Below are 19151 nucleotides of genomic sequence, written 5' to 3' on the forward strand. Positions count from 1 at the left end.
TGCACCGTGGACTATGCAAGGGAGTTTCGCGATCCGTGCCGCCCAAACGGGCGCACATGGGCGACCTGTGGGCCCTCGGTGACCCCACCGGGGGTGTCAGCCGACCTTGCGGCCCTGCAGCGGTGCCGTCGGGGCGCCGGCGCCCTCCTGAAGCCCGTGAAGGAACTCCTCCAGCACCTCGGTAGCCGTCCGCCGCGGCTGCCAGCCGAGCACGGTGCGCGCGCGGGTGCAGTCCATGAGCGGCAGCCTCAGGACGGCGTCGAAGAGGTGGGGGGAGGCGGGCAGCAGCCGCAGCCCCCAGGCCGCGGCGATCGCCGACCGTGCGGCCGTGCGCGGCAGCCGTACGGGGCGGGATCCGAGCAGCTCGCCCAGGATCTCGGCGTCGAGGGGCGGATCGGCGGCCAGGTTGAAGGCGCCCCGGACCTCGGTGTGGATGGCGAGCTGGTAGGCGCGGGCCGCGTCGTCGGTGTGCAGGGCCTGCACGCGGAGCCCCTGAATGTCCGGCAGGAAGGGCAGCAGTTCGGGGCGGGCCAGCGGTCCGGGCAGGAACTTTCCGCCGAAGATGCGCCGCTGTTCGCTCGCCGATTCGCGTTTGAACAGGAACGCGGGCCGCATCCGTACGACGCGGATCCCGGGGTGCCGGAACTCGAAGGTGTCGAGATACCGCTCCAGATAGGCCTTCTCCCGGGTGTAGGCGGCGTCGGGCCAGCCGTGCGTGGGCCAGGACTCGTCCACGGAGCGGTTCTTGGGCCCCGGGGAGTAGGCCCCCACGGAGGAGGCGTGCACCAGTGTGGGCACCGTCGCGGTGGCGGCGACGGCTTCGAAGACCCGGATGCTGCCGAGCACGTTGGTCCGCCAGGTCGCGACCGGATCGTGCGTCGGCTGGAACGCCCACGCCAGGTGCACCACCGCGTCGGCGCCCCGGAACTCCCGTAGCAGGTCGACGTCCTTCGCCGCGAGGTCCACCTGCGACCACTCCACGCGGTCCGGGCCGAGGTCGGGGATGCGGCGCGCCAGGCCCCGTACGCTCGCGACGGCCGGATCCTCGGCGAGCAGCCGCACGAGGCTGGTGCCCACATTGCCGGTGGCCCCCGTGACCACGATCTTCCTGCCTGCTTCGGTGCTCACTTCGGGCTCCTCTCGGTGACCGGTGACCGAGACCTGCGAGTACCCACGGTGAGGGGCGTTACTGCTGCTGGCGCCGCCTGCTGTGTTCGGCGTCCTGACGGACGAGGAGGGCGAGCAGCTCGGCGACTGTGAGGCTGGCCTCCGCGGGGTGGCGCAGCGGCGTGCCCGGCTGGATGTGGTACGTGTTGCTGCGCCCCTCGCGGGTGTGCGTCAGATAGCCGTCCTGCTCGAGATCGGCGATGATCTTCTGAACGGCACGTTCCGTCAGCCGGCAGTGGGCCGCGATGTCACGGATGCGGACACTCTGGTCGTCGGCGATGGCCGCCAGCACGCGTGCGTGGTTGGTGAGGAACGTCCATCCCATATGCGGCTCCCGCACTCCACCCATGCATAGAGAGTAGGCGCCGCGATTCGCGAATACAAAAAGGTGAATTCCAATTCGTGTATCCCTTGACATATGACCTGGGGCGGGCAGAGGCTGGCTAGGGGGTGTCCGTCAGTTCGCGCCGGATCAGCGCGAGGCGTCTGGTGCGGTGCATCGCAAGGCGCAGGATCTTCCGCGTACTGGGCGTACGCGGAAGATCCGACAACGGCGAGGCGCGGTGCCATGCGTCGCGCGCCCGACGCGAACTGCCGGACACCTGGGTCCGGGGGGCGCGGTATGGGCGAGCTCGGGAGGCTGCCATGGTCGAGCGCGTACTTCCCGAGCCCGACAGCGCTGACGGTGACGTCCGGGTGACCTGGGCGCACCCGCCGCAGCACCTCCTGCCCCCGAGCCTGCGGGTCGAGACCCACCAGGACGGGGACCGGGTGGCCGTGGTGGTGTCCGGTGAGCTGGACATCGACACCGAGCAGGCTCTGCAGGACGCCCTGCGGGAGGCCGTACGGCGCTCGGTGAGAGGTGTCGACGTGGATCTCGGCGGTGTGGACTTCTGCGACTGCTCCGGCCTCAACGTGCTGCTGAGCGCCCGCCGCCAGGCCCTGGCGGACGCCAAGACGCTCACGCTCGGCCCCATCGGCCCCTCCGTGGACAGGCTGCTGTCGCTGACCGGCACCCGAGCCCTGTTCGACACCTCCCCCACCGCCGGTACGGCCGCCGGAGACGGCCAGGACGGGCGGATCCCGCAGCGGCACGGCCCTCCGCGGCTGGAGGAGCGGCCCGAGGACACCGACCGGGACCCGCACATCGCCCAGGACCTGGCCCCCGACCGGGACCTGGACCCGGCGAGCGAGCGGGACCTGCACATCGAGCTGGTCCAGCTCAGGCGGGCCATGCAGACGCGGCCGGTGATCGACCTGGCCCGGGGGGTGCTGATGGCGTCCTTCGCGCTGACCCCGCAGGACGCCTGGGACGTCCTGGTCACCGTCTCCCAGAAGACCAACACGAAGTTGCACAACGTCGCCGAGGACCTGGTGGCGGCCGTCAACGGCGACGCTCCGCCCGGCCCGCTGCGTCAGGAGCTGGCGGCCGCGGTCACCGCGCTCAAGGAGCCCTCGGGCGCGCATTCCACGGACTGAGGTCCGCCGCGCGGTGGGGTGCGGTTCGGGGGGGGTGCGGTTCCCCCGCCCGGGTGCACGCCACGGGGTGCGACCACCCGTCGGCGGTACGCGCACCGCCCCGGAAACAGCGGCAGGGTAAGCCTTCCCCCATGACCTTCAAGAGTCCCGCCCACCGCGGCGGCCCCAACGCGGGATGTTCGAGGAACTGGCGGAGAGGGCCTCCAACTTGACGAGCTCTCCACTCTTCTTCCTGATCTGCCTGGCCTTCGTCGGCTTCTTCACCGCCGCGCACGCCGCGCACCTGCCCCTGGAGCTGCTCCTGCTCGCCGGGGAGTCGATGACCGCGGTCACCCTTCTCCTCCTCGCCCTGCTCAAGGACTCGGAGATGCGGGCGGAACACGCCACCCAGCGCAAGCTCGACGCCATCGCACGCGCTCTGCTGGACATGAACGAGGACAGGGACAGCCGTGCCCTGAGAGAGCTCAAGGAATCGATCCGCATGGAGGAAGAGACATAAGATGACATTCATCGATATGACGGGAGTGAACCGATATGACCGACCGAGAGCATGGCCGGTACGCGGATGACTCCGGCCACCTCAGGGACATGACCGAGGAAACCCTCGGCGCCCAGGAACAGGCACGCCAGGAGCGTCAGCACCGGCTCGAGCAGCAGAGCGGCCGTCGGGCGGACGACGAGTCCACCTACCCAGAGCTCTTCGACCAGGGAGAGGACGACTATCTGTAAGGGCCGTTCCCGCGGTGTGACCGCTCCCCCTTCGAACACCGCATGGCCGGCGGGACGACCCTCAGGTCGGTGGCGACGCGGCAGAAGGTGTCGATGAGCACGGCTGCGGCCCCTTTCCCGCTCCGACAGCCTCCCCTCAGCACTCGATGACTTTGACGGCGAGGCCGCCGCGGGCGGTCTCCTTGTACTTGACCTTCATGTCGGCTCCGGTCTCCTTCATGGTCTTGATGACCTTGTCGAGGGAGACGTGATGCCGGCCGTCGCCGCGCAGGGCCATCCGGGCGGCTTGTCACGGCCTTGACCGCCGCCATGCCGTTGCGCTCGATGCAGGGGATCTGGACCAGGCCGCCGACGGGGTCGCAGGTCAGGCCGAGGTTGTGCTCCATGCCGATCTCGGCGGCGTTCTCCACCTGCTCCGGGCTGCCGCCCAGCACCTCGGCGAGGCCGCCGGCGGCCATCGAGCAGGCCGAGCCGACCTCGCCCTGGCAGCCGACCTCGGCGCCGGAGATCGACGCGTTCTCCTTGAAGAGCATGCCGATGGCACCCGCCGCGAGCAGGAAGCGGACGATCCCGTCCTCGTCCGCGCCGGGCACGAGGGTGAGGTAGTAGTGCAGAACGGCGGGGACGATGCCCGCCGCGCCGTTCGTCGGGGCGGTGACGACCCGGCCGCCTGCGGCGTTCTCCTCGTTCACCGCCATGGCGTACAGGGTCACCCACTCCATCGCGCGGGCCGCGGGGTCGCCCTCGCTGCGCAGCGCCCGGGCCGCCGCCGCGGCCCGCCGGCGGACCTTCAGGCCGCCGGGGAGGATGCCCTCGCGGGACAGGCCGCGGGAGACACAGCCCTCCATGACGCGCCAGATCTCCAGCAGACCCGCACGGATCTCCTCCTCCGTGCGCCAGGCCTTCTCGTTCTCCAGCATCAGCGCGGAGATCGACAGGCCGGTCTCCCGGGAGAGCCGCAGCAGCTCGTCCCCCGTGCGGAACGGGTGGGGCAGCACCGTGTCGTCGAGCTTGATCCGGTCCGCCCCGATGGCGTCCTCGTCGACCACGAAGCCGCCGCCGACCGAGTAGTACGTCTTCTCCAGCAGCGGCAGTCCGTCGGCGTCGTAGGCGAAGAGGATCATGCCGTTGGCGTGGTACGACAGCGCGCGCCGACGGTGCAGGACCAGCTGGTTCGAGACGTCGAAGTCGATCTCGTGGGCGGCGCCGATCTCGGCACCGAGGAGGCGAATGCGCCCGGTGGTGCGGATCCGCTCGATGTCCAGCTCGGCCTGGGCGACGTCGACCGTGTGCGGCTCGTTGCCCTCCAGGCCGAGCAGCACGGCCTTGGGGGTGCCGTGGCCGTGCCCGGTGGCACCGAGGGAGCCGAACAGTTCCGCCCGCACCGCGGCGGTCTGGGCGAGCAGGCCGTCCTTCTTCAGCCGGGCGGCGAACATCCCGGCCGCGCGCATCGGGCCGACGGTGTGCGAGCTGGACGGGCCGATGCCGTTGGAGAACAGGTCGAAGACGCTGATTGCCACGCCATACTCCGTGGGGTGGGAGAGGCGTGCCGAGATGTCACGGGCGCGCCCCTGCGGGAGGTTGTCGGTTACGGGCCTGGGTGGAGCGGGTGCTTCTCCCGGGTGCCGAAACGGCTGTGAGCCCTTCTTGTCCTCATGGTTCGAACAGGCGGGCAGCCGGGCGGTCCGCACGCATGCCGCGGCGGTGCCAGGCCGCCTGCCCGAGACGGCCTGGCACCGCCAGGTCACCCCTTACCGCCGTCCCGGGCCGCTCACCCGTATTCCACGGCCGCGTCCAGCAGCCAGTCCGTCAGGTAGCCGGCGAAGGAGGAGCGCACCAGTACCCAGAAGCCGGCCCTGGCTTCGTCGCGGGCGACCAGGACGACCTGCGTGCGCGCCAGCGTCGTCTGGGCGCAGCGACCGGGGCCGAAGGCGCGCGGGTGCAGGTCCAGCGCGCAGCCGTGGGACAGCAGGTCGCGGGCGCGGGGTCCGGCGACCAGGAGGGTGGTGCGCTGGGCGGAGACGTCGGTGACGGAGACGGGTTCGTCCCCGGCCGCCGCACGGATCCGGCCCTCCAGTTCCCGCTGGGTTCCCGGCGGGCCCACCAGCAGCCATTCGTCGGGACCGAGCCACACCGAGGTCAGGTCGCCGGCCCGTACCACGGTGTTCGGCTCCAGGGGCAGCTGGAACCCCAGGGCGAGACCCACGGCGTCCGCCGCCGGGCTCTTGGCGTCGAGGCGGACGCTCACCTGGGCCAGGAAGGGGAGTTCGGCCAGGCGGACGGCGCCCCCGGAGGAGCGCGTCGCGGCGGCCAGGCGGTCGGCGGCGTGCGCCAGGGGGCTGCGCTGCCGTGCGGTCAGGACGGTGTCAGCCATCGCGGCGGGCTCCCTCGGGGTCGTAGAGGACGGGGTTGGCGACGGTCACCGGGACCAGCCGGTCGCCGACCGGCGCGTAGAGGCGTTCCCCGATGCGGTCGCGGCCGCCCTTGATCAGGGCGAGTGCGAAGGTCCGGCCGAGCGCCGCGCTGCGGTAGCTGGAGGTGACGTGACCGAGCATCGGGACGGGCGGGGCGGGCAGTTCGCTGTCGGCGACCAGGTGGGTGCCCTCGGGGAGGAAGGCGGCCGGATCCTCGGGGAGGAGGCCGACGAGGTGTTTGCGGTCGGGGCGCACGGTGTCGGCGCGGGCGTAGGAGCGCTTGCCGATGAAGTCCGGCTTCTTCTTCGACACCGCCCAGCCCATGCCGAGGTCCTGCGGGGTGACCGTCCCGTCGGTGTCCTGGCCGATGATCGGGTAGCCCTTCTCGGCGCGCAGGACGTGCATGGTCTCGGTGCCGTACGGGGTGATGCCGTACGGGGCGCCGGCCTCGTACAGCGCCTCCCACAGGGCGAGGGCGTCCCAGGGCGACACGTTGATCTCGTAGGCGAGTTCGCCGGAGAAGCTGATCCGGCACACGCGCGCGTCGATGCCGGCGACGGTCGTCTCACGCCACGCCATGAACGGGAAGTCGTCGTTGCTCACGGCCAGTTGGGGCGCGAGCGCACCCAGGACCTCGCGGGAGCGGGGGCCGACGAGGGCCACGGTCGCCCACTGCTCGGTGACCGAGGTGCAGTGGACGCGCAGTTCGGGCCACTCGGTCTGGAGCCACTCCTCCATCCAGTCCAGGACGGCGGCCGCGTTGCCGGTGGTCGTGGTGACCAGGAAGCGGTCCTGCGCGAGCCGGATGACCGTGCCGTCGTCGAAGACCATGCCGTCCAGACGGCACATCACGCCGTAGCGGATCATGCCGACCTTCAGGGTGCTCATCATGTTGGTGTAGAGCCGGTCGAGGAAGAGCGCGGCGTCCGGGCCCTGCACGTCGATCTTGCCGAGGGTGGAGGCGTCCATGAAGGCCACGCCCTCGCGGGCGGCGCGGCACTCGCGCAGTACGGCGGTCTCCATGTCCTCGCCGTCCTGCGGGTAGTACCAGGGCCGCTTCCACTGGCCGACGTTCTCGAAGAGCGCGCCGTGCTCGACATGCCATGCGTGCAGGGCGGTGGTGCGGATCGGGTCGTGCAGCGGACCGCGGTCGCGCCCGGCGAGGGTGGCGAAGGAGACGGGGCTGAACGGCGGCCGGAACGTGGGCAGGCCGAGCGCCGAGATGTCCACGCCGAGGAGTTCGGCGACGACGCCGCTCGCCAGGACGCCGGCCGTCCTGCCCTGGTCGCCCCCGGTGCCGGCCGTGGTGTAGCGCTTGGTGTGCTCCACCGAGCGCAGGCCCGCCCCCGTGGCGCGCGCCAAGTCGTCGACTGTCACGTCGCGTTGGAGGTCGACGAAACGGGGGGCGCCGGTGGAGGTGGGGACGGTGAAGACCTGCATGGGCGGAGTGTGCGGCTGGGCGGCCACGGCCGGGAGGGCGGGCGCCTCGGCGGTGTAGCCCTCCGCCTCGACCGCTCGGGTGCCGGCGGCCGCGCCCTGCGCGAGAGCCGTGGCGAGGTCGAAGGCCCCGCTCGCACTGCCCGCGACCTCCACCGCCTGACGGCAGCTGTCGGGAACGAACGTGCCGAGTGCCTCGTCGTGGCGGAGCTTGCCGCCCGCCTGGCTGAACAGGTGCGCCACCGGGTTCCAGCCGCCGGAGACCAGGAGCAGGTCGACGGCGAACTCCCGTTGCCCTGCGGACTCCCCGTACGGGGCGACCGTCACGGCGGTGAGGCGGGCCCCGCCCTCGGTGCCGGTGACCGCGTGTCCGGCCAGCACCTCGATCCCGGCGGTGCGGGCGAGCTCGGCACAGTCCCCCGGCTCGGGCCGGGTGTCGACGATCGCCGCGATGCCCACTCCCGCCGCCGCCAGGTCGAGTGCGGCGGCGTAGGCGCTGTCGTTGGTGGTGAACACGACCGCGCGACGGCCGGGCAGAACGGCGTACTTGTGGAGGTACGTCCGGGCCGAGGCGGCCAGCATCACGCCGGGGCGGTCGTTGTCGCCGAACGCCAGCGAACGCTCGTGGGCACCGGTCGCGAGGACCACGCGGCGGGCGCGGATCCGCCAGACCCGCTCGCGGGAGACGTGGTCCGGGGCCTCGGCGCCGAGGTGGTTGGTGCGGCGCTCGACGGCGAGGAGGTGGTTGTCGTCGTAGTGGCCGAAGACGGTGGTGCGGCGCAGGACGCGTACCTCGGGAGCGGCCTCGAGTTGAGCGCGCGTCGCCTGCACCCAGTCGAGGTGTTCGCCGGAGCCGAGCAGGCTGCCGCCGAGTTCGGGCTGGTCGTCGGCGAGGATGACGCGGGCGCCACTGTTCGCCGCCGCCGCTGCGGCTGCGAGGCCGGCGGGGCCTGCGCCGACGACCAGCAGGTCGCAGTGGGCGTGCACGGCGTCGTAGCGGGCGGGGTCGGGTTCGGTGGCGAGGCGGCCCTGGCCGGGGAGGCTGCTCGCGACGAGGCCGTCGTAGAGCTCGACGGTCGTGGCGGGGAGCATGGGCTCGGGGAAGGGGGCCTCGATCTGGACGACCGCGTTGGGTTCTTCGACGCCGGCCGAGAAGATGCCTCTCGGTCGGCCGAGTTTGATGCTGGTCGCTGCCGCGATGACGCCGTTGGCGAGGAGGGCGGAGGCGAGGGTGTCGCCGCGGTAGCCCTGGTATTCGGTGCCGTCGAAGACAAAGGTGAGGGGGGTGCCTCGGTCGACTCGGCCGCGGGTGGGGAGACGGAACGGCTGGTTGTTCTCCCCCGCTCCGCCCCTTCCCGCTGTACCCGACGTGCGGCTGCCGCCGCGTGGCAGGGGCTCCGCCCCCGGACCCCCGGATCGCCCTTCGGGCTCAAACTCCCCCAGAGGGGGCACCCCCAGACGGGCTGGTTGTGCCGATCCTGACTCGATGGTGACCGGACGCGGCGGTGCAGTAACCGGACGCGGCCCCGTCGTAGCCGGACGCAGCCCAGCCGATTCCGGACGTGGCTCCCCCGCCCGGTACACCGCCAGGATCTCGTTCGTCGCCGTGTCCCGTACCGCGTTGAACCACTTGCGGCAGCCCGCCGCATGGCTCCACCGTTCGGCGAACGGGCCCTTCGGGTTTGCGCGGAAGAACAGGTAGCGCGCCCACTCCTCGTCGGTGAGGGCCGCGGGGTCCTCGGGGTAGGGCACATGGGCCTGGCCACCGTAGTGGAACTCGGCCTCGTCACGGGGCCCGCACCACGGGCAGGAAATGAGCAGCATGGTTCGGCTCCCTAGTGGGCCACCGCGGCCGCGCCGTGCTCGTCGACGAGCGCGCCGGTGGTGAAACGGTCGAGCGAGAAGGGGGCGTTCAGGGGGTGGGGCGTGTCGTGGGCGATGGTGTGGGCGTAGACCCAGCCGACCCCCGGGGTGGCCTTGAAGCCGCCCGTTCCCCAGCCGCAGTTGAGGTAGAGGTTGTCGACCGGGGTGAGGCCGACGATGGGCGAGGCGTCCGGGCTGACGTCGACGATGCCGCCCCAGGTGCGCAGCACGTGGGCGCGGGCGAAGACCGGGAAGAGTTCCAGGGCGGCGGACATCTGCTCCTCGATGATGTGGAACGCGCCGCGCTGGGTGTAGGAGTTGTACGCGTCGATGCCGGCGCCCATGACCAGCTCGCCCTTGTGGGCCTGGCTGACGTACACGTGGACGGCGTTGGACATGACGACCGTCGGGTGCACCGGCTCCAGGAGTTCGGAGACCAGGGCCTGCAACGGGTGGCTCTGGAGCGGGAGTTCGATGCCTGCCATGGCGGCGAGGACCGAGGTGTGGCCGGCGGAGCACAGGGCCACCTTGCCCGCCGCGATCGGGCCGAGCGTGGTCTGCACGCCGACCACCCGGCCGCCGACCACGTCGAGGCCGGTGACCTCGCAGTTCTGGATGATGTCGATGCCGGCGGCGTCCACGGAGCGGGCGAAGCCCCAGGCCACGTAGTCGTGCTTGGCGATGCCTGCGCGCGGCTGGTAGGTGCCGCCGAGGACCGGGTAGCGCACGTCGGGTGAGGTGTTGACGATCGGGCAGACCTCTTTGACCGCTTGCGCGTCGAGCCACTCGGCGTCGACGCCGTTGAGCCGGTTGGCCTCGACACGGCGCACGCTGTCCCGGACGTCCTGCAGGCTGTGGGCGAGGTTCAGCACGCCGCGCTGGGAGAAGAGGATCGGGTAGTCGAGCTCCTCCTCCAGTCCCTCCCAGAGTTTGAGGGCGTGCTCGTAGATGCCGGCGCTCTCGTCCCACAGGTAGTTGGAGCGGATGATCGTGGTGTTGCGCGCCATGTTGCCGCCCGCGAGCCAGCCCTTCTCCAGGACCGCCACGTTGGTGATGCCGTGGTTCTTCGCCAGGTAGTGGGCGGTGGCCAGGCCGTGTCCGCCGCCGCCCACGATCACCACGTCGTACGACCGCTTGGGCTCGGGGGTGCGCCAGAGCCGGTCGGGGTGGTCGGGGAGGTCGGCGCCGGGGGTGCGGGGGCTCATCGGGCGTCTCCTGAAGGACCGGAAAGGTGCGGGTAGAGCGGGTGCTTGGCGGCCAGGGCCGCTGTGCGGGCGCGCAGCGCGGCCACGTCCGGCTCGGGCTCGAGGGCGAGCGCGATCACCTCGGCGACCTCCGCGAAGTCCTCCTCGGTGAAGCCCCGGGTGGCGAGCGCCGGGGTGCCGATGCGCAGGCCGGAGGTGACCATGGGCGGGCGCGGGTCGAAGGGGACAGCGTTGCGGTTGACGGTGATGCCGATCTCGTGCAGCAGGTCCTCGGCGCGCCTGCCGTCGAGTTCGGACTCACGCAGGTCGACGAGGACGAGGTGGACGTCCGTGCCGCCCGTCAGCACCTTCACTCCGGCGGCGGCCGCGTCGGGCTGTGTGAGGCGCTCGGCGAGGATGCGGGCGCCGGTCAGTGTGCGGGCCTGGCGCTCGGCGAACTCTGGCGATGCGGCGACCTTGAAGGAGACCGCCTTCGCTGCGATGACGTGCTCCAGGGGGCCGCCCTGCATGCCGGGGAACACCGCCGAGTTGATCTTCTTGGCGAGGTCGGCGTCGTTGGTGAGGATCACTCCGCCGCGGGGACCGCCGAGCGTCTTGTGCGTGGTGGTGGTGACCACGTGCGCGTGCGGGACGGGGCTGGGGTGCAGTCCGGCGGCGACCAGGCCGGCGAAGTGCGCCATGTCGACCATGAGGAGGGCACCGACCTCGTCGGCGATGCGGCGGAAGACCGCGAAGTCCAGCTGCCTCGGGTACGCCGACCACCCCGCGATGATCATCTTGGGGCGGTGTTCCTTGGCGAGCCGCTCCACCTCGTCCATGTCGACGAGGTTGTCCGCCTCGGAGACGTGGTACGGCACGACGCTCAGCATCTTGCCGCTGTAGTTGATGCGCATGCCGTGGGTGAGGTGACCGCCGTGCGCGAGGTCGAGACCGAGGATGGTGTCGCCCGGCTGGAGGAGGGCGAAGAAGACCGCCGTGTTCGCCTGCGCGCCCGAGTGGGGCTGCACGTTGGCGAAGCCCGCGCCGAACAGGGACTTGACGCGCTCGATGGCCAGGCGTTCGGTGACGTCGACGTGTTCGCAGCCGCCGTAGTAGCGGCGGCCTGGGTAGCCCTCCGCGTACTTGTTGGTCGCGACCGAGCCCTGGGCCTCCATGACGGCGGAGGGCGCGAAGTTCTCGGAGGCGATCATCTCGAGGGTGGACTGCTGGCGGTGCAGCTCGGCGCCAAGGGCGGCGTGGACCTCGGGGTCCAGCTCCGCCAGCGGGGTGTTCAGCACGTTCATACGGTGTTCGCGTTCCTCTCGGCGGCCTCGACGACGTTGGCGAGCAGCATCGCCCGGGTCATGGGTCCCACTCCCCCGGGCATCGGCGCGAGCCATCCGGCGACCTGGGCGGCCTCCGGGTGGACGTCGCCGACGAGCCCGTGCTCGGTGCGGGTGATGCCGACGTCCAGGACGGCCGCGCCGGGGCGCAGCATGTCCTTGGTGATCAGTCCGGGCGATCCGGCCGCGGCGACGACGATGTCCGCCTCGCGTACGTGCCAGGCCAGTCCCTTGGTTCCGGTGTGGCACAGGGTCACGGTGGCGTTCTCGGACCTCCGGGTGAGCAGGAGCCCGATCGGCCGTCCGACCGTGATGCCTCGGCCGATCACGCACACGCGCGCTCCGGCGAGCGGGACCTCGTACCGGCGGAGCAGTTCGACGATGCCGCGCGGGGTGCAGGGCAGGGGCGCGTCGACGCCGAGGACGAGCCGGCCGAGGTTGACGGGGTGCAGTCCGTCGGCGTCCTTGGCGGGGTCCGTGCGCTCCAGTACGGCGCCCGAGTCCAGGTGGCGCGGCAGCGGGAGTTGCACGATGTAGCCGGTGCAGGCGGGGTCGGCGTTGAGTTCGTCGATGACGTCCTCGACCTGCTGCTGGGTGGCGTCGGCGGGCAGCTCCCGGCGGAGGGAGGCGACTCCGATCTGCGAGCAGTCGCGGTGCTTTCCTGCGACATAGGCGTGGCTGCCCGGGTCGTCGCCGACCAGGACCGTGCCGAGACCCGGCGGGCGGCCGGTCGTGGCGGTCGACTTGGCCACGCGCTCGGCGAGTTCGCGACGGATGGCGGCTGCGGTCGCCTTGCCGTCGAGCAGTTGTGCGGTCACCGGCGATACCTCTTCCCCACGGTCAGCCACGAAGTCGGGACATGGTCGGGTCGAACAGGGGCTCCTCGACGACGACCGCCTCGACGCGCTGGTCGAAGTAGCCGATGTGGACCGTGGTGCCGGGAGTGGCGAGCTCGGCCGGCAGCCAGGCGTAGGCGATGCCCTTGCCGATCGTGTAGCCGTAGGCGGCGCTGGTGACGTAGCCCACGGCACGGTCGCCGTCGTACACCGGCTCCTTGCCCATGACGACCGAGTGCGGGTCGTCGATGGTGAGGCAGGTCAGCTTCCGCCGTACGTCCCCCTTGCGGCGCTCCAGTGCGGCCTTGCCGATGAAGTCGCCCTTGTCGAGCTTGACGGCGAAGCCGACGCCGGCCTCGTAGGGGTCGTGCTCGTAGGTCATGTCGGTGCCGAAGGAGCGGTAGCCCTTCTCCAGGCGCAGGCTGTTGAAGGCGCCGCGGCCGGCGACGATGCCGCCCAGCGGTTCCGCCGCCGCCCACAGGGTGTCCCACAGCTTCTGGCCCAGGTCGGCGGTGGTGTACAGCTCCCAGCCCAGCTCGCCGACGTAACTCAGGCGCATCGCGGTGACGGGGACGGAGCCGATGTGGGCGCGCTTGGCGCGGAAGTACTTCAGGCCGTCGCCCGAGAAGTCCTCGTCGGTGAGGGGCTGGAGCACCTTGCGCGCCAGCGGGCCCCACAGGCCGATGCAGCAGGTGCCGGCGGTGATGTCGCGGACCTGGACCGTGCCGTCGGCGGGGAGGTGGCGGGTGAACCAGTCGAGGTCCGGGTTGCCGTTGGCGCCGACCTGGAAGAGGTCGCGGGCCAGGCGGGCGACGGTGATGTCGCTGCGGATGCCGCCGTCGTGGTCCAGAAGCAGGGTGTACGTCACCGAGCCGACGGACTTGGCGACCTTGCCGGTGACGAGGCCCTCCAGGAAGTCGGCCGCACCGGGGCCGCTGACCTCCAGGCGCTTGAGGGCCGTCATGTCGTACAGGGCGACCGTCTCTCGGGTGACCTGGGCCTCGGCGCCGACGACGGGCGACCAGTACTGCGCGGCCCAGTCGTTGGGCGTGGGGACGGAGCGCCCCTCGACCAGATGCGCGTTGGACTCGTACCACTGGGGGCGCTCCCAGCCGTTCGCCTCCAGGAAGAACGCGCCGTGTTCCTGCTGGCGGGCGTAGAAGGGGCTGGTGCGGATCGGGCGCGGCCTACCCGAAGGCTGGAGGGGGTGGAGGATGTCGTAGACCTCGACGAAGTTCTGGCAGTCCCGGGCCAGGACGTACTCCGGGGAGAGCTGGTGCGGCTCGAAGCGGTTGACGTCGCACTCGTGCAGGTCGAAGGAGGAGCAGTAGCCGTCGACGAGCCATTCGGCGACGGCCCGGCCGACGCCTGCGGAGTGGGTGACCCACACGGCCTCCGCGACCCAGAAGCCCTTGACGTCCGGGGACTCACCCAGCAGCGGGTAGCCATCGGTGGTGAAGGAGAACAGGCCGTTGATGCCCTCCTCGACCTTGGCCTCGCGGGTCGCGGGGAGCAGCGATTGGGTCTCGCTCCAGGCGTCCTCGAAGTCCTCCTCGGTGAACTTCAGGACCGAGGGCATCTCCTCGGCCTCGTCCACGGAGAGGATGTCGTCGGCGGAGACGGGCATGGGGCGGTGGCCGTAGTAGCCGATGCCGATGCCGTCGAAGCGGTCGCGGTAGTAGAGGTCGGCGTCCTGGTGGCGCAGGATCGGGCGGACCGCTTCCTCGGTCTGGCCGGCGAGGGCGGGAATCGGGCCGGTCCAGGCGAGCTGGTGGGCGAGCGGGGTGAGCGGCAGGTTCATCCCGACCATGCGGGCGATCTTCGGGCCCCAGATGCCGGCGCAGCACACGACGATGTCGGCGGGGATCTCCCCCTGGTCGGTCAGCACGCCGGTCACCCGGCCCTCGCTCTGCCGCACGTCGAGGACTTCGTGGCGGGCGAGGAAGCGGACGCCGCGCCCGGTGGCCCGGCGGACCTGCGCCTCGACGGCGAGGACGGCCTTGGCGAGGCCGTCGGTGGGGACCAGGAGACCTCCGAGGACCTTGTCGCGGTCGACCAGCGGGTGTTGCTCCACGCACTCGTCGGCGGTCAGCAGGCGCGCCTCGATGCCCCAGGCGGTGATCCAGCCGTGGCGGCGGTGGAGTTCGGCGAGGCGCTCGGGGGTCGTCGCCACTTCCAGGCCGCCGACCTGGAGGAAGCAGGGCTTGCCGTCGACGTCCAGGGAGCAGAACTTCTCGACGGTGTAGCGGGCCAGCTCCGTCATGGTCTTGGAGGGGTTCGTCTGGAAGACGAGGCCCGGGGCGTGCGAGGAGGATCCCCCGGTGGCCGGGAGGGGGCCCTGGTCGACCACGGTCACCTCGGTCCAGCCGCGTGCGGAGATCTCGTCGGCGAGGGCCGCTCCCACGACGCCCGCTCCGATGATGACCACTCGGGGTCCCGCCATCGCCCAACCTCCGAACTTGAAACCGGTTCAGTTGCTTTCTGCGCAACTCGATTCAGGCTGCGCAACTCAATGTGCCTGTCACCGAGGAGAGGTGTCAAGGGGTCCGTGACGTCGGAAAACAGCCCGAAACACGGCAATGCCCGGCGGGCGGTGCGCACCTGAACGCACCGCCCGCCGGGCGTGTTCGACCTGCTCGTCCGGGCTCGGCTACTTCAGCCAGGCGTCGACCTTGTCGCGGTTGGCGTCGACCCACTTCTTGGCCGCCGCGTCGTCCGACATCTTGTCCACCGCGATGTACTTGGCCACGGTGTTCTGGTCGTCGTTCGTCCAGTTGAAGTTCTTCACCAGGTTGTACGCGGGACTGCCGGACTTCGCGAAGCTCGCGCTGACGACCTTGTCCAGGTTGTAGACGGGGTAGTCGCACGCCACCTTGGCCGCATCCGCGTCACAGCCCGTCTTGTACGCCGGCAGGTTCACCTTGACCAGCGGCACCTCGGACATGAACCACTGCGGCTCGTAGAAGTAGCCGATCATCCACTGCTTGTTCTTCTCGGCGGTCCGGAACGCCTGGATGAGCGCGGTCTCGCTGCCCGCGTACACCACCTTGAAGTCCAGCTTGAGGTTCTTCACCAGCGCCGCGTCGTTGGTGACGTAGGACGGGTCGCCGTCGAACAGCTGGCCCTTGCCGCCCGACTCGGAGGTCTTGAACTTGTCGGCGTACTTGTCGAGGTTCTTCCAGTCGGTGATGTCCGGGTGCGCCTTGGCCAGCCACGGCGGCACGAACCAGCCGATGATGCCCTTGTTGCCCGTCTGCCCGGCCTCGACGGCGGTCTTCTGCTCGGTGATGTACTTTTTCTTCAGATCGTCGTGGCCCCAGTTCTCCAGGACGGTGTCGACCTCGCCGGTCCCGAAGCCCTGCCAGGCGATCTCCTCCTTCAGGTCCTTCTTGTTGACCGTACAGCCGAGGTCGTGCTGCGCGACGTACGCGACGACCGCCGCGTCCGCCTCGTAGCCCACCCACGGGTTGACGGCCAGGTTGAACGTGCCGCACTTGCCGCCGGAGGACTTCGAGCCCGCGGAGGAGTTGTCGCCGACCTTCGCCCCTGCGCACGCCGTGAGGGTGAGGCCGAGGACGGCCAGGCCGGCCGCGCCGGCTCGCCAGTGTCTTGCCATGGTGTCGTGCTCCTTATGCCCTGGTGCGTCGCGCCGCAGCCTGAGTGATCCGGTCGAACATGACTCCGAGCAGTACGATGGCGAGTCCCGCCGCCAGCCCCTTGCCGTACAGCTCTCCCTGCGAGAATCCGGCCACGACGTCGTAGCCGAGGGCGCCGGCCCCCACCAGGCCGCCCACAACAACCATCGACAGCACGTAGATCAGCCCCTGGTTGGTCGCGAGAGTCAGGGCGCTGCGTGCCATCGGCAGCTGAACCTTGGTGATGATCTGCCAGGTGTTGCACCCGGCCGAGGTGGCCGCCTCCACGGTGGACTCGGAGACGTTCCGCACACCGTCCGCGATGATCTTGATCGCGACGGGTGCCGCGTAGACGACGGCCGCGACGATCGCGGTGAAGCGGGTGGCGCCGAAGAGCGCCAGGAACGGCACGAGATAGACGAACGGCGGCATCACCTGTGCGGCGTCCAGGGTGGGCCGCACCAGCCGGTCCACGAGCAGGCTGCGTCCCATCCACACACCGAAGACGACACCGAGCAGCATCACCAGCACTGTGGCCACGGCGGTCGAGGCGAGGGTCGTCATGCCGTCCGACCACAGGCCCGTGCCGACGAGCAGCCCGACGCACACGGCGGCCGTCACCCCGGCGCGCCAGCCGCCGAGCACCGCGCCGAGCGCGGCCAGGGTGACGCCGACGAGCCACCACGGGGAGTCGGTGAGCAGCGTCTGGAACGGGTTGAGCAGGCCGTTGGTGATGACGTCCCGAAGCGCGTTGGTCAGGCCCGAGAGATGGTCCTGCAGCCAGGTGGTCGTGGTGTCGGCCGCGCTCGCGATGTGACTGCCGGTGCCGCCGTTGCCGGGGAACTCGGCCGCCCAGACGTAGGTGTGGGACAGATAGACCAGGACCGCGGCCGTGATCCCGCCGGCCACCAGCATCGGCCGGCGCCACTTGAGGAGCCGGCCGCCCGTGCGTCGGGCCGCCTCGGTTCGTGCGGCAGCGGCCGTGGTGACCCGGTCGAGGACGATGGCCATGACGACGATGGCGAGGCCGGCGTTGAAGGCGGTGCCGACGTCGAGCGACTGCAGGGCCTGGACGACGGTCTTGCCGAGCCCGGGCGCGTCGATCAGGGCGGCGATGGTCACCATGGCCAGGGCGGCCATGATGGTCTGGTTGACGCCCATGACCACCGTGCGCTTGGACATCGGCAGCAGCACTTTCAGCAGTTGCTGCAACCGCGTCGTGCCGAGCGAGTCCGCCGCCTCGACGGTGGTCTCGGGCACGGAGCGGATGGCGTGCGCGGTGATGCGGATGGCGGGCGGTGCCGCGTAGATCACTGTGGTGATCACGGCGGATGCCCCGCCGATGAGGAAGATCAGGGTCAGCGGGGCGAGGTAGACGAAGGTCGGCATCGTCTGCATGAAGTCCAGGAAGGGCGTCATGATCCGGTTGAACCGGTCGGAGAGACCGGCCCACACGCCGAGCGGGATGCCGATGACCAGCGCCACGATGACCGCCGACAGGGTCAGCGCCAGGGTGTCCATGCTCTCCTGCCACAGCCCCTGCAGCCCGAAGAACGTGAAACCGGCCACGGCGAGCAGGGCGACCCGCCAGTTGCCCACGGCCCAGGAGACGTAGCCGGTGAGGCCGACGACGCCGAGCCAGCCGATCTGCGGGACCGGGCGGCCGCCGGTGGGCTGCGAGACCAGGGACTGGACGAAGGTCACCAGGTTGTCGATGACCAAGCGGATCTCGTTGAAGAAGTACAGGAAGAGCGGGTTGGAGTTGCGGTTGGCGCCGATGCTGTCGTTGACGTCGTTCAACCAGCGGTGCAGACCGGTCAGATCGGCCGCGGCGAGGGACAGCGTCTGCCGGCCGCGCAGCACGGCGAAGAGCACCACCCAGACGATCAGGATCGCCGCCAGCACCGTGGGACGGCTGACCTTTCTGCGTACGGTCGCGATCGGCGCGGCCGCGTCGGCGGCGACGGCCATCACGCACCGCCTTCCTGTCCGGCGACGACGGAGAGGATCTCCTCGTCGCCGACGATGCCGAGCAGCTTGCCGCCCTCGACCACCTTGACCGGCTTCTCGGCCGCCAGCACCGCCCGGGTGGCCTCGCGCACCACGACGTCCGGGCCCAGCTCGGGGCCGTCGAGTGCGTCGTCGGGCTGGGCGGGGCGCATGATCCAGCGCAGGGTCAGGACATCGCCGCGCGGCACGTCCTTGACGAAGTCCCGTACGTAGTCGTCGGCGGGGGCGCCGACGAGTTCGTCGCCGGTGCCGCACTGGACCATCCTGCCGTCGCGCATGATCAGGATGCGGTCGCCCAGCTTCAGGGCCTCGGAGAGGTCGTGGGTGATGAACACCATGGTCTTGCCGACCTCGTGGTGCAGGCGGATGACCTCGCTCTGCATGTCGCGGCGGATCAGCGGGTCGAGGGCGGAGAACGGCTCGTCGAAGAAGAGGACGTCGGGGTCACCCGCGAGGGCGCGGGCGAGGCCGACGCGCTGCTGCATGCCGCCGGAGAGCTGGTCGGGATAGGAGTTCTCGTATCCGGCCAGGCCCACCAGCTCCACGACCTCCAGAGCGCGCCTGGTCCGCTCGGCCTTGCCCATGCCCCGGATCTCCAGGCCGAACGCCACGTTCTCGACGACCCTGCGGTGCGGCAGCAGGCCGAAGTGCTGGAAGACCATGGAGAACTTGCTGCGCCGCATGTCCCGCAGCCGCTTGGCGTCGGCGCCGCGGATGTCCTCGCCCTCGAAGACCACCTCGCCCGCGGTGGGTTCGATCAGCCGGGTCAGACATCGCACCAGGGTGGACTTGCCGGAGCCGGACAGGCCCATGACGACGAAGACCTCGCCGGGCGACACGTCGAAGTTCACGTCGCGTACGGCGGCGGTGCACCCGGTGCGGTCCATGAGCTCGCGGCGAGTCAGCCCGCACAGTTCCTCGGAGTCCGGCACCTGGTCGGCCTTCGGCCCGAACACCTTCCACAGCCGGCGCACGGAGATGACCGGGGTCCGGTCCTGGGAGTCCTGGGACGTGCCGCGCCGCTGCGACACCTCGGTCTGTGTGGGGGTCACGA

Annotated in this window: 14 protein-coding genes and 1 pseudogene; 3 read left to right on the plus strand and 12 right to left on the minus strand. The window is 70.8% G+C overall.

Annotation, left to right across the window (positions count from 1 at the left end; translation table 11 throughout):
- Window positions 1–96: 96 nt before the first annotated feature.
- Window positions 97–1128: an SDR family oxidoreductase gene (locus tag AB0N14_RS13945; protein WP_366025881.1), complete on the minus strand. Its 1032-nt coding sequence runs from the start codon at window positions 1126–1128 to the stop codon at window positions 97–99.
- Window positions 1129–1186: 58 nt separating this feature from the next.
- Window positions 1187–1516 carry a helix-turn-helix domain-containing protein gene (locus AB0N14_RS13950; protein ID WP_366025882.1) on the minus strand — a complete coding sequence of 110 codons (330 nt, stop codon included), beginning with the start codon at window positions 1514–1516 and terminating at the stop codon, window positions 1187–1189.
- 296 nt (window positions 1517–1812) lie between these two features.
- Here AB0N14_RS13950 and AB0N14_RS13955 point away from each other — a divergent pair, with 296 nt between their 5' ends.
- The 3 genes from AB0N14_RS13955 to AB0N14_RS13965 all read left to right on the plus strand — a co-directional run bounded on the left by AB0N14_RS13955 (window position 1813) and on the right by AB0N14_RS13965 (window position 3375).
- Window positions 1813–2646: an anti-sigma factor antagonist gene (locus AB0N14_RS13955; RefSeq protein WP_366025883.1), complete on the plus strand. Its 834-nt coding sequence runs from the start codon at window positions 1813–1815 to the stop codon at window positions 2644–2646.
- 208 nt (window positions 2647–2854) lie between these two features.
- Complete coding sequence (locus AB0N14_RS13960; RefSeq protein WP_366025884.1) at window positions 2855–3145, plus strand: hypothetical protein; 291 nt, start codon at window positions 2855–2857, stop codon at window positions 3143–3145.
- A 35-nt stretch (window positions 3146–3180) separates the two neighbouring features.
- Entirely contained in the window at window positions 3181–3375 is a 195-nt protein-coding gene (locus AB0N14_RS13965; protein WP_366025885.1) for a hypothetical protein, read from the plus strand.
- A 136-nt stretch (window positions 3376–3511) separates the two neighbouring features.
- Here AB0N14_RS13965 and AB0N14_RS13970 read toward each other — a convergent pair.
- From AB0N14_RS13970 to AB0N14_RS14015, 10 genes and pseudogenes are all read right to left on the minus strand, one after another.
- Window positions 3512–4895: pseudogene (locus AB0N14_RS13970) on the minus strand (L-serine ammonia-lyase).
- A 251-nt stretch (window positions 4896–5146) separates the two neighbouring features.
- Complete coding sequence (locus AB0N14_RS13975; protein WP_366025886.1) at window positions 5147–5749, minus strand: sarcosine oxidase subunit gamma family protein; 603 nt, start codon at window positions 5747–5749, stop codon at window positions 5147–5149.
- A complete protein-coding gene (locus AB0N14_RS13980; RefSeq protein WP_366025887.1) occupies window positions 5742–9050 on the minus strand; it encodes a sarcosine oxidase subunit alpha family protein in 3309 nt (1102 codons plus the stop codon). Before AB0N14_RS13980 ends, AB0N14_RS13975 begins: the two co-directional genes overlap by 8 nt.
- Window positions 9051–9061: 11 nt before the next feature.
- Window positions 9062–10294: a sarcosine oxidase subunit beta family protein gene (locus AB0N14_RS13985; RefSeq protein ID WP_366025888.1), complete on the minus strand. Its 1233-nt coding sequence runs from the start codon at window positions 10292–10294 to the stop codon at window positions 9062–9064.
- A complete protein-coding gene (gene glyA, locus AB0N14_RS13990; protein ID WP_366025889.1) occupies window positions 10291–11577 on the minus strand; it encodes a serine hydroxymethyltransferase in 1287 nt (428 codons plus the stop codon). The genes AB0N14_RS13985 and glyA overlap by 4 nt, the downstream gene beginning before the upstream one ends.
- Window positions 11574–12434 (minus strand): bifunctional methylenetetrahydrofolate dehydrogenase/methenyltetrahydrofolate cyclohydrolase, encoded by an 861-nt coding sequence (locus AB0N14_RS13995; RefSeq protein WP_366025890.1) that lies wholly within the window; start codon window positions 12432–12434, stop codon window positions 11574–11576. Before AB0N14_RS13995 ends, glyA begins: the two co-directional genes overlap by 4 nt.
- Window positions 12435–12456: 22 nt before the next feature.
- Complete coding sequence (locus tag AB0N14_RS14000; RefSeq protein ID WP_366025891.1) at window positions 12457–14895, minus strand: FAD-dependent oxidoreductase; 2439 nt, start codon at window positions 14893–14895, stop codon at window positions 12457–12459.
- A 207-nt stretch (window positions 14896–15102) separates the two neighbouring features.
- Complete coding sequence (locus tag AB0N14_RS14005) at window positions 15103–16068, minus strand: ABC transporter substrate-binding protein (protein WP_366025892.1); 966 nt, start codon at window positions 16066–16068, stop codon at window positions 15103–15105.
- A gap of 13 nt (window positions 16069–16081) precedes the next feature.
- The gene (locus AB0N14_RS14010; protein ID WP_366025893.1) at window positions 16082–18058 is read right to left on the minus strand and encodes an ABC transporter permease subunit; all 1977 of its coding nucleotides are present in this window, start codon (window positions 18056–18058) and stop codon (window positions 16082–16084) included.
- Entirely contained in the window at window positions 18058–19149 is a 1092-nt protein-coding gene (locus AB0N14_RS14015) for a glycine betaine/L-proline ABC transporter ATP-binding protein (RefSeq protein WP_366025894.1), read from the minus strand. Before AB0N14_RS14015 ends, AB0N14_RS14010 begins: the two co-directional genes overlap by 1 nt.
- Window positions 19150–19151 lie beyond the last annotated feature (2 nt).

It is taken from the genome of Streptomyces sp. NPDC051104 (genome assembly GCF_040682835.1).
In the GTDB taxonomy this organism is placed as follows: Bacteria; Actinomycetota; Actinomycetes; order Streptomycetales; family Streptomycetaceae; genus Streptomyces; species Streptomyces cynarae.